The sequence below is a fragment of the Stenotrophomonas sp. Steno-C15 genome (assembly GCF_056393265.1).
In genome coordinates, this window is sequence record NZ_JBWJPF010000003.1 from 35,588 (window position 1) to 51,024 (window position 15,437).

At 66.9% G+C, this 15,437-nt stretch carries 14 protein-coding genes; 8 read left to right on the forward strand and 6 right to left on the reverse strand.

Going from position 1 to position 15,437, the window contains the following annotated elements; translation table 11 throughout:
- Window positions 1-38 precede the first annotated feature (38 nt).
- Window positions 39-488 carry an inner membrane protein YiaA gene (gene yiaA, locus AC06FB_RS03690; protein ID WP_053519474.1) on the forward strand — a complete coding sequence of 150 codons (450 nt, stop codon included), beginning with the start codon at window positions 39-41 and terminating at the stop codon, window positions 486-488.
- A gap of 90 nt (window positions 489-578) precedes the next feature.
- On the opposite strand, the gene AC06FB_RS03695 is transcribed toward yiaA, so the two are convergent.
- The 6 genes from AC06FB_RS03695 to AC06FB_RS03720 all read right to left on the reverse strand — a co-directional run bounded on the left by AC06FB_RS03695 (window position 579) and on the right by AC06FB_RS03720 (window position 6,592).
- On the reverse strand, window positions 579-923 hold the full coding sequence (locus AC06FB_RS03695; protein WP_053519473.1) for a hypothetical protein: 345 nt from the start codon (window positions 921-923) through the stop codon (window positions 579-581).
- Between the two features lie 111 nt (window positions 924-1,034).
- Window positions 1,035-2,333 (reverse strand): APC family permease, encoded by a 1,299-nt coding sequence (locus AC06FB_RS03700; RefSeq protein WP_065175432.1) that lies wholly within the window; start codon window positions 2,331-2,333, stop codon window positions 1,035-1,037.
- Window positions 2,330-3,106 (reverse strand): L,D-transpeptidase family protein, encoded by a 777-nt coding sequence (locus AC06FB_RS03705; RefSeq protein ID WP_128988080.1) that lies wholly within the window; start codon window positions 3,104-3,106, stop codon window positions 2,330-2,332. The genes AC06FB_RS03700 and AC06FB_RS03705 overlap by 4 nt, the downstream gene beginning before the upstream one ends.
- Window positions 3,107-3,133: 27 nt before the next feature.
- On the reverse strand, window positions 3,134-3,979 hold the full coding sequence (locus tag AC06FB_RS03710; RefSeq protein WP_065175430.1) for a MurR/RpiR family transcriptional regulator: 846 nt from the start codon (window positions 3,977-3,979) through the stop codon (window positions 3,134-3,136).
- Window positions 3,980-4,052: 73 nt separating this feature from the next.
- Window positions 4,053-5,159: a dipeptide epimerase gene (locus AC06FB_RS03715; protein WP_065182564.1), complete on the reverse strand. Its 1,107-nt coding sequence runs from the start codon at window positions 5,157-5,159 to the stop codon at window positions 4,053-4,055.
- Window positions 5,156-6,592, reverse strand: coding sequence for an SH3 domain-containing protein (locus AC06FB_RS03720; RefSeq protein ID WP_277381322.1), 1,437 nt, complete (start codon window positions 6,590-6,592; stop codon window positions 5,156-5,158). Before AC06FB_RS03720 ends, AC06FB_RS03715 begins: the two co-directional genes overlap by 4 nt.
- 132 nt (window positions 6,593-6,724) lie before the next feature.
- Here AC06FB_RS03720 and AC06FB_RS03725 point away from each other — a divergent pair, with 132 nt between their 5' ends.
- The 7 genes from AC06FB_RS03725 to AC06FB_RS03755 all read left to right on the forward strand — a co-directional run bounded on the left by AC06FB_RS03725 (window position 6,725) and on the right by AC06FB_RS03755 (window position 15,417).
- Entirely contained in the window at window positions 6,725-8,185 is a 1,461-nt protein-coding gene (locus AC06FB_RS03725) for a transglutaminase-like domain-containing protein (protein WP_279942931.1), read from the forward strand.
- 51 nt (window positions 8,186-8,236) lie between these two features.
- Entirely contained in the window at window positions 8,237-11,236 is a 3,000-nt protein-coding gene (locus AC06FB_RS03730) for a TonB-dependent receptor (protein ID WP_263177136.1), read from the forward strand.
- A 58-nt stretch (window positions 11,237-11,294) separates the two neighbouring features.
- The gene (locus tag AC06FB_RS03735) at window positions 11,295-12,845 is read left to right on the forward strand and encodes a serine hydrolase domain-containing protein (protein WP_478053391.1); all 1,551 of its coding nucleotides are present in this window, start codon (window positions 11,295-11,297) and stop codon (window positions 12,843-12,845) included.
- Window positions 12,778-13,491, forward strand: a complete 714-nt coding sequence (locus AC06FB_RS03740) for a M15 family metallopeptidase (RefSeq protein ID WP_478053392.1) — start codon at window positions 12,778-12,780, stop codon at window positions 13,489-13,491. Before AC06FB_RS03735 ends, AC06FB_RS03740 begins: the two co-directional genes overlap by 68 nt.
- Window positions 13,492-13,562: 71 nt before the next feature.
- The gene (locus AC06FB_RS03745; RefSeq protein WP_478053393.1) at window positions 13,563-13,934 is read left to right on the forward strand and encodes a hypothetical protein; all 372 of its coding nucleotides are present in this window, start codon (window positions 13,563-13,565) and stop codon (window positions 13,932-13,934) included.
- A gap of 227 nt (window positions 13,935-14,161) precedes the next feature.
- Window positions 14,162-14,569 (forward strand): EF-hand domain-containing protein, encoded by a 408-nt coding sequence (locus AC06FB_RS03750; RefSeq protein ID WP_065175425.1) that lies wholly within the window; start codon window positions 14,162-14,164, stop codon window positions 14,567-14,569.
- 95 nt (window positions 14,570-14,664) lie between these two features.
- The gene (locus tag AC06FB_RS03755) at window positions 14,665-15,417 is read left to right on the forward strand and encodes an HAD family hydrolase (protein ID WP_197572346.1); all 753 of its coding nucleotides are present in this window, start codon (window positions 14,665-14,667) and stop codon (window positions 15,415-15,417) included.
- The last annotated feature ends 20 nt before the right edge of the window (window positions 15,418-15,437 follow it).

The following is a 15,437-nucleotide window of genomic DNA, read 5'->3' on the forward strand; positions in this document are numbered from 1 at the left end:
CGGGCAATGCATGCCCGTCTGTCTGCCAAGGATCTGCAATGCACACTGTTCCGACCCACAAGCCGTCTCCCGCCTTCGTCGCCGCTTCCTGGGTGGCGCTGCTGCTTGGCGCGGTGGCTTATCTGATCGGCCTGTTCAACGCCGAAATGGCCCTGAACGAGAAGGGGTACTACCTGGCGCTGCTGCTGTACGGCCTGTTTGCGGCGGTATCGCTGCAGAAGAGCGTGCGCGACCGCGTGGAGGGCATCCCGGTCAGCGGCCTGTACTACGCGCTGTGCTGGTTCGCCCTGCTGTCGGCGCTGCTGCTGTTGCTGGTGGGCCTGTGGAATGCCACGTTGCTGTTGAGCGAGAAGGGCTTCTACGCCATGGCCTTCGCACTTGCGCTGTTCGGCGCGGTCGCGGTGCAGAAGAACACCCGCGACCTGATCGCCGCCAACGGCGGCAATGCACGCGGTCAGGCCGTGCCGCCGCTGCCGGAACACGACTGACGCCCGGATTGCGCAGAGCCGGGACCAGCCCGGCTCTGCCGCAGTGCCGAAGGACAGCCGGGCATGGCCCGGCCGCAGCGGGGCGTGCCCTCAGGTGCCGCGCGGTACGCCCCGGTCCAGGCGCTGGTCGAGGTTGACCGCTTCTTCCCAGCCGCGGCGGACGGCGTTGCGGGCCTGCGCCCATTCCAGCCGGCTCTTGCCGCGCTCGCTCGCCCAGCGGGACTCGAGTTCGGCCTCCACCTCTTCGTACGCGCGGATCATGTCCTGCGCACGGGCAGCGTGGCCGATGCGATAGGCCGGCTCGTAGTCCTCGAAGAACAGCTGGTTGTCGTAATAGGGTTCCGCGGTGTAACGCTCGCGCCAGAAGTCGGAAACGGCCTGGCGCGGTGCGCTGTCATCCGGCACGCGGCCGGGGATCTGGTACTCGGGGCTCATCGATCGGGCTCCGTGGTGGATGAGCTTCGATCATGCCGCCATGGCGGTTAACAGTCCGGTCCGCTCGCGTGAAGGGAAGGTGTCCTCCATCCGCGCCGTCGCTGCCGATCATCAGGCGCCTACGTCCTTGCGCGGCAGTTTGTAGATCACTGCGCCGATGGCGAAGGCGACCAGTGCGGCGGCGATGTTCTGCCAGCTGGCACTGGCGAACAGGGCCAGGCAGAGCAGCAGGGCCAGGACAGGAATCAGCGGCCCGCCCGGCAGCTTCAGTGCGCCCGGCCGGTCGGCGTAGCGCTTGGCCAGCACCAGCACGGCCGCCGCGGTTCCGATATAGGCGAACAGTCGCGTGGTCATCGACAGCAGCGCCAACTGCACGAACGAACCGGACAGCGCCAGGCCGAGGGCGATCAGCCCCTGGCAGAAGATCGCGGCAGCCGGTGTGCGGAAGCGCGGATGGACCTGCGCGAGGATCTTCGGCCCGTAGCCATCGCGGGCAAGCGCGAACAGGAAGCGCGGGCCCATCATCATCGTATTGCTGTTGGTGCCGAGGATGGAGATGGTCGCACCGACGGTCAGGATCAACGCCAGTGCCTCACCGCCGAATCCGGCTGCGGCATCGGCCAGCGGTGTCGGCGACGACGCAAGCCCGGCCAGGGTGCCCTGCGCCACCACCTGCACCGCGCCGTAGATGACGGTGACGGTGATGATCATGGTGATCAACGCGAACGGAATGTCGCGACGGGGATTGCGGTACTCGCCGGCTGCCGCCGGGATGTTCTCGAAACCAGCGTAGGCATACAGCAGCAACAATGCGGCCTCACCCATGCGCTGCAGGTCGTGCGGGTCCGGGCGCTGGCCGGAGAACGCCAGCTGCGGATCGATGTAGAACGCGCCGATGGCCACGAACAGCAGCAGCGGCAGCATCTTGCCGATCACCAGCACGATGCCGGTGCGGGCCGCCGAGCGCACGCCGATGATGTTCACGCCGGTCAGGAAACCCAGCGACAGCACGATCACGGCAAGGCGACCCGTGCCGGCCCCGGCCCAGGGCCAGAAGCGCGCGACCGCATCGGCCAGCGCATTGCTGAGTGCGGCGGCCGAGCTGATACGGGTCAGCCAGATCATCCAGCCGATCTCGAAGCCGGCGAAGCGGCCAAAGGCTTCGCGGGCATACAGATAGCTGCCGCCGGGTTCATCGAAGTAACTGGCGGCCTGCGCGTAGCACAGCACCAGCAGGGCCACCACGATGCCGGCGGCGACCACGCCCCACAGGCTGAAGGGGCCCAGCAGGGCGACGGTGGCCGCCGGCAGCAGATAGATGCCGCTGCCGATCACGTCGTTGATCGACAGGCCGACGATCTGCCAGCGGCTGACCGCGCGCTGCAGCTGCGGTTCGTCCGGGGCGCTCAACGCAACGCTCCGGTCAGGGCCGGCAGCTGCCACGGCCCCTGCAGGTTGTCGTACTCCGTCTTGGGCAGCAGGACGAAGACCGCGCGCGTGTCCGGCTTCAGCCAGGCCAGCAGGGCCGTCATGTGGCGCGGCTCCATCGCCGTACAGCCGGCCGTGGCCTCGCCCGGTTTGCGCCAGAGGTGGGCGAAGATGCAACTGCCCTTGCCCGGCCTGCGGCTGCTGTTGTGCTCGATCACGAAGCCCTCGCGGTAGCGAACATCGCCCTTGTTGTGCAGGTCCAGCCGCATCGGTTCGGTGGAGCCTTCCACTGCGGCGGTACCTACGTCCGCCGCATCGACGATGCGGTTGTAGTAGCGCGAGGCGGGTACATCCATGCAGTAGTGGCTGGCCGTCATCGGCAGATACGGCATCGCGCTGGCGATCGTCGGCGCGTAGCCGAACGCGGGGCCGATATCGAAGACGCCGGCCGGACTGCGCCCGTCGCCTTCCGTTTTCTGCGGCCCCTGGTTGTGCAGCGACGCACGGCCCACGCCCCACGCGCTGCCCTCACGCCCCACGGCCACGGTGAAGGCCGGGCCGTGCGGGCGCCACGTGTCGTCGCTGCTCCTGCGCTCATAGGCCTGCAGCCGGCCCTGGGTGGCATCCCAGCTGTCGGTGACCACCACGATGGCCTGCAGACTGCGCGCCATCGGCGGCAGCGGGGTGAGCGCGCCAGCGGGCAGCGCGGTGGCCAGAGCGGTGACAGCGAGGGCGGTACGCAGCAGCGGCAGCATCGTGGACTCCAGTGAACCAGGGGTCGATCAGGCGTCGATCAGGTGTTCGATCCGTTCCAGGTTCACCCCGAGCTGGCGGTGGCGGTCCGGGTTGGCATGGCACAAAAGCACGAAGACGAAGTCGAGCAGGGACTGCAGTGAAGCACGGTACAGCAGCTGCGCCACGTGCGGTGCGGGGTCATGGGCGCAGACCACCAGTGACTGGTCGGCATGTGCGCGCAGCGGGTTGGCGGTGTGGCGGGTGATCGACACCACCTTCCCGCCCACGTCCTGGAACTGCCGCGACAGCTGGAACAGCTGCGGCAGCTTGCCGAACTCGGAGAACACCAGCATGGCATCACCGGCCCGCGCCGCTGACAGGTTGGCCATCATCAGGATCGGATCGGCATGGTGCACGGTCAGCATGCCCAGCAGCGACAGGCGCATGGCGAACTCGCGCGCGTACAGGCCGTCATCGCCAAGGCCGTACACGAACACTTTGGGCGCCCTGTCGAGCAGTCGCACGATGGCCTCCACATCAGCCTGCGCATTGGCCAGGCTGGTCTCTTCCTCGGCGGCTGCCCGGCTCAGGCGCAGGCGCCCGGCGATGTCGGCGTAGTCATCGGCGCTCGGCGACGGCGGGCGTGCCTGCGGATCGTGGCCGGCGCGCGCCACGTCCTGGCCGATCGAGTACTTCAGGTCCGGGTAACCCTTGAAGCCCAGCTTCTGGCTGAACTTCACCACGCTGGACTGGCTGATGCCCAGCGCGCTGGCCAGCTGCTGCGACGAGTAGTCGCGCAGCAGGTGCGCGTTGTCGAGGATGAAGTCGGCGATGCGGCGTTCGATGGCCGACATCTGCCCGCGCTCGGAGCGGATTTTCACCAGGGGTGGCATGGGGCTCAGCGTGGGTCCGGTTGCAGGAAGGGTAAGCGGGATCAACGGTCGGCGGTAGCGCCCGTGCAGCGGCCTACCAGCGCGGCGGCGTGATCATCTCCAGCCCGCGCACCTCGGTGATTCCCAGCCCCGGCGCATCGCTGATGGTGATCTCCGACTCGTTGAAGTTGACCCCGCCGCTGACCGGGTCGAACTGGCCCAGCGAAGGGCCGTCCAGGTCGACCTTGGTGATCACATCACTCCTGGCCACGGCCAGGTGCACGGCCGCGGCCACGCTGATGCTCGATTCGATCATGCAGCCGATCATGCATGGCACGCCGTAGATGCCGGCGATGTCGGCGATGCGGATGGCATTGGACAGGCCACCGGTCTTCATCAGCTTGATGTTGATGATGTCCGCCGCGCGCTGCTGGATCAGGTCCATCACCTGGCTGGGACTGAACACGCTCTCATCGGCCATGACCGGCGTGTTGACCCGGTCGGTCACGTACTTCAGGCCACTGATGTCGGCGGCCTTCACCGGCTGCTCCAGCAGCTCCAGCACCACGCCGGCATCCTCCAGCGTGCGCATCGCGTGCACCGCCTGCTTGGCGGTCCAGCCCTGGTTGGCGTCCAGGCGGAGCAGGGCGCGGCCTTCAACCGCCGCGTGGATGGCCTTGACCCGCTCGATGTCCAGGCCGATGTCCTTGCCGACCTTGATCTTCAGCGACTCGAAGCCACGCTCGATCGCCGACAGCGAATCGGCCACCATCTTGTCGATGTAGTCCACGCTGATGGTGATGTCGGTGGTGATGACCGGGTCGCCGCCGCCGAGCATCTGGTACAGCGGCGCACCATGCAGCTGCGCCCACAGGTCGTACAGGGCGATCTCCACTGCGGCCTTGGCGCTGGTATTGCGCTCCATCGACGTCTGCACCAGCCCGCACAGGCGGTTGAGGTTGGCAACGTCCTGCCCGATCAGGCGTGGAGCGATGAAGTGGCGGATCGCTTCGATGATCGAGCCATGCGTATCACCGGTGATCACCGCGGTGGCCGGCGCCTCACCGTACCCGGTGTGGCCGCTGTCGGTGCGGACCAGCACCACCACGTCCTCCACGGTTTCCACGGTACGCAGGGCGGTCTTGAAGGGGGTCTTCAGCGGCACGCGCAGCATGCCCAGTTCAATGGCGGTGATCTTCATTCAGGGGTCTTGGCCCGCAGGCGCTGGATGTTGGTGATGCGGTCGATGTAACGGACCGTGTCGCTGGCCATCATCGGCTCCAGCGGCGTGACCGAAACACCATTGAGATGGGCCTGCACACGCGTGCCGTCGGCGCCGAACCAGCTGCCGCCGGCCGTATCGTGGATGACCCAGGTGCGGCCGTCGACGTGGCCGATGGCCATCATCACATGGCCGGGGATGTAGACCAGATCACCGACCTGCAGGCCGGTGACGGCACGTTCGCGCGCGGCCTTGCCATCCCTGCTGGTGAACGGCAGGCGATCCAGTGCCGGGCTGATCGCCTGGGCGCTGGTATTGCGCGGCAGCAGCACGCCGAAGCTGCGGTAGATTTCCGAAACGAAGCCGCTGCAGTCGCGGGTATCGTAGTCATGGCCCCAGCCATAGCGCTCACCCAGGAACTTGAACGCCTGCTGCAACAGCCGGCGAGGGGTCAGCGGCAGGTAATCGGCGGCCGTGTCCTGCGAGCGCGGCAGCAGTGCCGGAACCAGCTTCAGTCGTCCATCGGCCTCGCGCACGGGCAGCTGCACCACCCATGAGGCGTGGGCCTGCTGGCCGTTGACCGGCGTGGCCGCAGGCCAGTCGGCCAGCACCGGCAGGCGCACGCCCATGTCCAGCTGCAGGCGCGAGACGCGCGGCTCTTCCGGCGTGTAGACGGTGTGCGCTGTGGCGCCGGTGACGATGCGGTACGGGCCGGCGCTGCCATAGCCGAGCACGCTGGTCTTGTCGCCGGTGGCCACGGCGTCCGTTTCGATCCATGCGCTGTAACGCTCGCTGTGCACGAACAACCAGCGGCCATCGGTGCTGCGATGGACCACGGCGACCTTGTCACCGGGGAATAGCGCCGATTCCTGGAAGCGATCGATATCGGTATCGCCCACCGTGCTGAAGACCCGCTCGCGGGTCGGGAAGGTGCGCAGTGCGGCACGCTTCACCACCAGCCCGTAGTCGGGCGCCACCTGTGCGGGAATCGCATCCAGGCCGAGGTTGGCGTCGATGGCCTTGCGCACTGCCGGTGCGATCGCCTGCCCCTTGGCGTTGTAGAGCGTACGCGTGGGCCAGCTCGACAGCGCCGTGATGCTGCTGCGTACCTGTGCCGCATCCAGCTGGGCGGGCAGGGCGGCGATGTCCTGGATATGGACATCCTCTGCGCGCATCCGTGCGTTCTGCGCCTGGATCTGTGCGCGGTCGAGGATCGGCGCATCGGCATCGTCCAGCCGGGCGGCCCAGTAGTCCGGGGTCAGGTAAGCCTCGTGCAGACCGATCACATACGGCAGCGGCGCGCCCGGATCGGGCGCGGCAGCCTGCACGAAGGCCGGTGCGGCGAACAGGCACAGGGCCAGGGTCAACCGGCGCGGCCACTGCCGGCGCGGTTCGCGGGAAGCCAGGATCATGCGCAGCACACCCTCCTCGAATGCCTTAAGGAATATTTATTCCTTTCGCCTGCGAAAGCAAGAATAAATTATTGACCGGTCCTCCGGCCCGTGTTACACAGCCGTTACCACCCGCGCTTGGGAAGTGTCGCTGTGGATCCTGCCGTTCGCAAACCGCGTCTGCCTGCCGCCGCCGGCCTGTGTGCCGCGCTGCTGCTGTGGGCGTCGGCCACGCACGCGGCAGACGCGCGCGACAGCCGGCAGCTGCAGGTGATCGACCTGATCGACAGCGGGCGCTTCAGCGACGCCCAGGCGCTGCTGGCGACCGGGCGCGATGCTGCCGAAGACGCATTCCAGCGCGAGCGCATGCGCCGCATCCGCCTGGATTTTTCCCTCGACGAAGCGGCGGCCAAAGCGGCGGTGCGTCGCTGGATTCCGGATCTGACCGACGAGGAGTTCGCGCGCTGGGACCAGCTGGGGCTGATCGAGCACCTCGATATCGATGGCAGGCGCGCGTACTTCAAGCGCGCGCCCTCAAACCTGTTCCTGCTCAGCGATGAAGCGCGTGCACGCCGCCGCGCCGATGCACCGATGCCGTCTCCGGGCCCGAATGAAGTGCTCAACGCGCACCACGCACGTGTCGTTGCTGCTGCCGGTCAAAGCGGCCAGGGCTCGGTGCTGCCGCAGCGCATCGCGTTCACGCAGTCGCTCACGGTCAAGGCCGATGCGGTCCCGGCGGGCGAAACCGTTCGCGCCTGGATTCCCTATCCGCGCGAGATTCCAGGCCAGCAGGAGCGCGTGCAATGGCTTGGCAGTACACCGGACAAAGCACGCGTGGCACCCGCCGGTACCCTGCAGCGCACCGCCTATCTGGAAGCGAAGGCCGTCGCCGGGCAGCCCACGCGCTTCGAGATCCGTTATGCCGTCACCCTGTTCGCCCGCCACACGGCAATCGATCCGGCCCGGGTGCAGCCGACACCGGCCGACGCCGCGCTGCAGCCTTACCTGAGCGAACACTTGCCGCATGTGCGTTTCACGCCGGCATTGAAACTGTTTTCCGACCAGGTGCTGCAGGGCGAAACACGCCCCTACGAGATCGTGCGCAGGCTGTTCGCGGCGGTCGATCGCATCCCATGGGCCGGCGCACGCGAGTATTCCACCCTCAGCAACATCAGCGACTACGCGCTGCGTGCCGGCCATGCCGACTGCGGCCAGCAGACGCTGCTGCTGATCGCGCTGCTGCGCATGAACGGCATTCCCGCGCGCTGGCAGTCGGGCATGGTGTTCTCCGACGATGGCAGCGGCTACAACAACCTGCATGACTGGGGACAGGTCTATCTGGCGCCGTATGGCTGGCTGCCGATGGATGTGACCACCGGTGCACTGGCCAGCGATGTACCTGCGCTGCGCGATTTCTACCTGGGTGGCCTCGACGGCTACCGCATCGCCTTCAACGACGATTTCGGCCAGCCGTTCGTGCCGGCCAAACAGCATTTCCGCTCGGAAACGGTCGACTCGCAGCGCGGCGAGGCCGAGTGGGCAGGCGGCAACCTGTACTTCGACCAATGGAGCTACGACTTCCAGTGGCAGGTACTGCCCGCCGGGCAACGCTAGCGCGACACACCACCATCGGCACCATTCAATTCTTGCAGGAGAGAGCAGGGGATGAAGGCATACAACATCAAGCGGGCGGCGCTGTGCGTCGCCCTGGGTACCTGTCTGGGCGTGATCGCGCCCGGCGCCTTCGCGCAGGATGGCTCCGTCGCCGGCCGGCTGGTCAGCGATGCCGGCCAGGTTCCCGCCGGCGCCACGGTCACGGTGCGCAATCCGGCCACCGGCTTCGTCCGCTCGGTACAGGCCGATGCCAACGGCAGCTATCGCATTCCGCTGCTGCCGGTGGGCACCTATGAGATGGAGGTGAGCCTGCCCGGCGGCGGTGCCAGCCGCGTCGGCCAGGTCACCGTCGGACTGGGCAGCGCAACCACCGTCAATGTGCCGCTGGGTGCGGTCAGTACCCTGGGAACGGTGGAGGTGCGCGCGCCGCAGGTGGTATCGATGGTGGATGTGAAGTCCACCGAATCGGCCACCAACATCACCCGCGAGGAGCTGTCGCGCCTGCCGGTGGACCGTGACATCACCGCCGTCGCGCTGCTGGCGCCGGGCGCAGTGAAGGGCAAGGGCTCGCTGGGCGGGCAGGGCATTTCGTTCGGCGGCTCGTCAGTGGCCGAGAACACCGTGTACATCAATGGACTGAACGTCACCGACTTCTACAACCGGGTGGGCTTCTCGTCAGTACCGTTCTCCTTCTACCAGGAGTTCCAGGTCAAGACCGGAGGCTATTCGGTGGAGTTCGGGCGCAGCACCGGTGGCGTCATCAACGCCGTCACCCGCTCGGGCAGCAACGACTTCAAGGCCGGTGCCGAGCTGGTGTTCGAACCCCGCGCGTGGCAGTCGCAGGCCCGCGACCGCTATGACGGCCAAGGCAGCCGTTACATCACCGCCAGCCGCGACGACTACAGCCGCAGTGCGCTCAACGTGTTCGCCTCCGGTGCCCTGGTCCAGGACCGGCTGTTCTTCTTCGGCATGTACGAGGCCCGTGACTACCGGCCAACCTCGACCAACGATGCCGGTACGCGCCTGAGCCAGGGCAAGGCCGATGACCCCTTCTGGGGCGGCAAGATCGACTGGCAGATCACCGACAACCAGATGCTGTCGCTGTTCGGCTTCTCGGACAAGAGCAAGACGCTTACCGATGTCTACAACTACGACTATGCCAGTGGCCAGACGGTAGGCGAGCGCAGCAACCAGATCTACAACACCGTGGGCGGCACGAACTGGTCGGGCACCTACAGCTGGCAGGTCAACAACGACCTGACCATGAAGCTGATGTATGGCGAGAACAAGCGCAACCGTGCGCAGAGCTCGTTGATGGACGAAAACTGCAACCGCGTGTTCGACAACCGTACCGCCAGCCAGGGCGTGCCCTCGCAGCTGCAGGGCGACCGCAGCTGCACCAGCAGCTCGCTGCTGGAATCGGCACTGGATACGCGCAAGGCCGCACGCGCCGACTTCGAGTGGACCCTGGGCGACCATCTGCTGCGCTTCGGCCTGGACCGCGAAGAGAACACCTCCGACTACAGCCGCGCCTATCCCGGTCCGGGTGGTTTCCGCTACGACATCTACTACCGCACGCCGGGCAGCTCGCTCAATGGGGGCATCGTGCCGGCCAGTGGCCTGGTCGCGCGCACCCGCCGGTATGAAGTGGATGGCTCGTTTGAAACCATCAACTCGGCGTATTACCTGGAAGACAACTGGCAGGTCACCCCGAACCTGCTGCTGAACATGGGCCTGCGCCTGGAAGCCTTCGACAACAAGGGCGGCGACGGCAGCAGCTACATCAAGATCGACGACATGCTGGCCCCGCGCCTGGGCTTCGCGTGGGACGTGCGCGGTGATGGCACCACCAAGGTGTTCGGCAACCTTGGCCGCTACTTCCTGCCGGTGGCCAACGTCATCAACATCAAGCAGGCCGGTGGCTTCCTGGACGAACGCACCTGGTACGAATTCCTCGGCTATAGCGGTGCCGCCAACAACGTGCCGAACCTGGGGGCGCAGATCGGGCCGGTCGACAATTCGCAGGGTGATGGCAGCGTGCCGGACCTGCGTGCCGAAGTGAACCGGGACATGGACCCGGTCTACCAGGACGAGGCGATCCTCGGCTTCCAGCAGATGATCAACGAAGCCTGGTCGGTCGGTGCCAGCGTGACCTATCGGCGCCTGCACAACGCCATCGATGACATGAACATCACCGCCACCGGCCAGTGCGGTGCCATCGACAGCGTCTGGATCATGGGCAATCCCGGGCGCAGCAATACCGTCTGGGGCGATACCAACTGCGACGGCAGCAACGACGGCTGGATCAGCATCGATACGTCGAAGGAAGGCTGGGCGCTGTATGACGATGACGGCAACTATGTTGGCCAGCGCGGCTGGGTGAAGCCCAAGCGCGACTACAAGGCGCTGGAGCTGCAGGTCGATCGCGCCTGGGATGGCAAGTGGGGCTTCAATGCGTCCTATACGCTGGCCTACGGCCGTGGCAACGCCGAAGGCCCGGTCAACTCCGATACCGACTTTGCCGATGCCGGACGCACCGAGAATTTCGACAACCCCTGGGTGAACTACCGCGGCTATGGCTACCTGGCCAATGATCGGCGGCATCAGTTCAAGTTCCGTGGCAGCTATGCGTTGACCGAGAACCTGAGCGTGGCGGCGACGCTGGGCGTGCAGTCCGGCAGCCCGATCACCCGCTTCGGCGCCGGCAATCCGTTCGACGACACCGACTTCCACAGCTATTACGTGTGCGTGTCCAACTGCCAGGCGAGCGTGCCGTCCGAGCGCGTGTTCGTGCATTCCCCGCGCGGTGGCGATGGCCGCACGCCGTGGACCTACGACCTCGACGTCAGCGTGTCGTACAAGGTGCCGATCCCCACCGACCTGCGCCTGAAGCTGGCGGTGTACAACGTACTCAACCAGCAGCGTGTGGTGACGGTGGACCAGGATTACGAGCCGCAGGACAGCATCGGTACGCCGAACCCGCTGTATCGTTATGGCACCGGCTTCCAGTCGCCGCGCTATGCGCAGCTGACGGTGACCTGGAGCTACTGACGCTGTGCCCGCGCCGCTCGAAGGGGCGGCGCGGGCAATGACACAAGGGAGCGGGCCTGTGCTTCAGCTGATCGTCCTTGCGGCACTTGCCACCTCGCCTGCTGCGCCGGCGGAGCCCGCGCGCTTTGATGCCGATATCGCCACCGTTGTCGCACGCGAGCACCTGCCTGGGATGGCGGTGGCGGTGGTGGACCAGGGACAGGTGGTGTACCGCCATGCCAAGGGCATGCGGGGTGATGGCGGTCGCATTGATGAGGACACGCTGTTCAAGATCGCCTCCAACAGCAAGGCGATGACCGCCGCGCTGCTGGCACGGCTGGTGCAGCAGGGCCGGCTGCGCTGGGATGACCCCGTGCAGCGGCATCTGCCCGGCTTCCGTATGCACGACGCCTGGGTGGGGCAACAGATGCAGGTGCGTGATCTGCTGATCCACAACAGTGGCCTGGGGCTGGGCGCCGGTGACCTGATGCTGTGGCCCGAGCCCAATGCCTTCACCCGCGCCGACATCATCGCCGGGCTTGCGCATCTGAAACCCGTCACCAGCTTCCGCAGCGGCTATGCCTACGACAACCTGATGTACGTGGTCGCCGGTGAAGTGGCTGCTGCCGCAGGGGGCAAGCGCTATGACCAGCTGATGCGCGAGCAGGTGTTTGAGCCGCTGGGCATGGCCCGTTGCCAGGTCGGCCGCTGGTCGGTGCGCGACGTCGGCAACGTCGCCCAGCCGCATGCGCGGCGCGACGGCCGCACGACGGTGGTCAACGCCGACGGTGAGATCAGCGCCGATCTGCCATCGATGGCGGCCGGTGGCATCCGCTGCTCGCTGCGCGACATGACGCGCTGGATGCAGGTGCTGCTGGATCCCGACCTGGTGCCGGACTGGCTGGACACGCCACAGCGGCGCGCGCTGTGGACGCTGCACATGCCGATGCCGCTGGGTGACATGCAGCGGCGCTGGGACAACGCACACGTCCACGGCTATGGCTACGGCTGGCGCCTGTCGGACATCGATGGCCACTGGAAGGTGGCGCATACCGGCACCCTGTCCGGCATGTATTCGTCGCTGGCCCTGCTGCCCGACCGTGGCATCGGCGTGGTGATCCTGATCAATGGCGAGGGCGAGCAGGCACGTACGGCGCTGATGCAGTCGATGCTGAAGGCGTACACCGCGCCGCAGGACCGCAGGCGTGCCGCCGACTACCTCGATGAACTGGAGCGCGCGCAGGCGTCCAAGCGTGCGCAGGGGCATGTGGCGCCTTCGACGGAAGGTGCGCGCGCCGTATCCGGCACGGCCTTGCCGCAGTGGCAGGGCCGCTATGCGGATCCATGGCTGGGAACCGCCTGGCTGTGCCCAGGCCCCGACGGCCTGCGGTTCCGCGTGGAGAAATCGCCTCGCCTGCAGGCCCGGGTGATGCAGCTGCAGCAGCGTTGGCTGCTGCGTTGGGATACGCTGGGTGAGGACGCGCAGGCGTGGCTGCAGCCCGGCGATGGCCCGGTGCCGTCCCTGCAACTGCGCGCGATCGACCCGGACATCGACTTCAGCTATGACTTCCAGGATCTGCATTTCACTCGCACTGGCGACTGCACTGGCGAGCCCCGCGCACGCCAGTGAGGCGCCGCGCATATCGTCGGCCACCGATGCGTCGCAGGCCGGGCTGGTGGAGATCCGCACGGTGTCGCCGGGAATCGACCTGGACATCCGCTATGCCGGCGCCGGCAACTTCACGGGCGCACGCGTGCCTGGCTATGAAGCGCCGGCCTGTTATCTGCTGGCGCCGGTCGCGACCGCACTGGCACGGGTCGAAGCGGATCTGCGCGCGCAGGGCTTCGCTCTGCGCATCTACGACTGCTATCGCCCGGTGCGCGCGGTGCAGGCGTTCGTGGCCTGGGCACATGACCCCGCGGAGCAGTCACGCAAGTCACTGCAGTATCCGGATCTGGAAAAGCCGCAGCTGTTGAGCGAAGGCTACATCGCCGAGCGCTCGGGCCACAGTCGCGGCGCCACCGTGGACGTCGGCCTGCTGGCGTGCCGGCGCGACACGTGCACGCCGCTGGACATGGGCACCGATTTCGATTTCTTCGGTCCGCGGGCGCACACCGCGGCCGAGGGACTCAATGACGCACAGCGGGCCCACCGTGCCCGTCTGCTGCAGGCGATGGCCCGGCATGGCTTCAGCAACTATGCGCAGGAGTGGTGGCACTACACGCTGCAGCCAGAGCCGGACCCGATGACCGCCTACGACGTGCCCGTTCGATAGCAGCACCGGCGGGTCCGCGCCGCCGAGACCCTCCGTCGTACACTGGCCGCCTTTCCCCTCCTGCGCACCCGATGAATCTTCCCCTGCATTTCGGCCTGCTCGGTACCCTGGAAGCTGGCGCCATCGCATTGCTGGTTGGCCTGCTGGTGTACCTGCTCTGGCATCGGCTGTGCCACCTGCTGCACTGGACGGTAGGCCATGCCATCGGCTGGTCGTGCGTCATCGCCGTGGTGATCTCGGCCGGCATCGATGCATGGAAGCTCTTCTACATGGGAATCGTGCGGCTGGAGTCGCCGCTGTATGCGCGGTTGTTCCTGGCCACCATCCACGATCCGAACGAACTCGGCAGCCGCGTGGTGCTGGAGATTGCCGGAGCGCTCGCCGGTGTGGCGCTGGGATGGGTGTTGTTCAGTTCGCGGTCATCGTCCCAGAACGTCGACTGACGCAGGTTTTTCGTTGCCTGCGGGTTAAATCCAAGGGCGTTGAATGTTCGCCTTATGGGCCGATCACTCCACCCTAACCACCGCGCTAATGCATGCACGCCGGGCAGTGGTTAACCGCGCGTGTGGATGCCGGTCGCGGCGCAAAATCGATTCAGAAACGGGGTGGCAGGGTAGGTGCCGTGCGGAAACAACAGGCCGCGCAACACCACCCCAAGGAGACATCCCTGATGACCATTCGCAACCGCAAGCCCCTGATCGCCCTGATTGTCGCCGCCGGCAGCGTACTGGCCATTCCGGCCATGGCACAGACCGCGCAGCAGCAGGCCGCACAGGCGCAGAATGATGCAGCGCAGGCCCAGCAGGCCGCCGCGCAGGCAGGCCAGGCCGCGAACCAGGCCACTGACGCAGCGGCGGCCGCGTCGGCGCAGGCCAGCGGCGGCGGCCAGACCTGGGCCAGCATCGATACCGACGGCAACGGCACCATCAGCAAGTCCGAGGCACAGGTCAACGCCGGCCTTGCCCAGGTGTTCGACCAGGCCGATGCCAACAAGGACGGCGAGCTGAGCGCCGATGAGTACAAGGCCTATGTGGCCGCCCAGCAGGCCGGTGCCGGCGGCGCCGCACAGGGCCGCTGATCCACCGTTGATTCGGGACAACCGGTGCATGGGTACCCGGGCGGCGCCAGCCGCCCGGGTTTTTTTCGCCCTCGCCGCGCCTGTATCCTTGTCCGATGAACACCTCCACGCCTGCGCCCTCGCGCGCCATCGGCCTGGTCGGTTTTGACGGTGACGACACGCTGTGGAAGAGCGAGGACTACTACCGCAAGGCCGAGCAGGACTACCTTGACCTGCTGTCGCGCTACATCGACGTGCACGACACCCAGACCGCCCGTCACCTGCTGGAAGTGCAGCAGCGCAACCTGGGCGTGTTCGGTTACGGCGTGAAAGGCATGGCGCTGTCGATGATCGAGGCGGCCATCGACATCACCGGCCAGCGCATCGAGGCCAGGGACATCCAGCGCATCCTCGACATCGGCCACGACACCCTGCGCCATCCGGTCGAGCTGATCGACGGTGTGCGTGAATCGGTGGCGGCCATCGCCGAGCACTATCCGGTGGTGCTGATCACCAAGGGCGACCTGTTCCACCAGGAAGCGAAGATCAACGTCGCCCGGCTGCATGAACTGTTCCCGCGCATCGAGATCGTCTCGGAGAAGGACCCGGCAACCTATGCCCGCGTGCTGGCCGAGTTCGACCTGCCGATCGAGCGCTTCGTGATGGTCGGCAATTCGCTGCGCTCGGACATCGAGCCGGTGGTCACGCTCGGGGGCTGGGGCATCCATACGCCCTATGCGGTCACCTGGGCGCATGAGACCCAGCATGGCGTGGCCGACGACGAGCCGCGCATGGTCAGCGCCGATACCGCCTGGGACTGGCCGGCCGCACTGGCCGCGATCGAAGCCAAGGCCAGCGTCGCGGCCTGACAGGGCGCGACGGCTGCGGC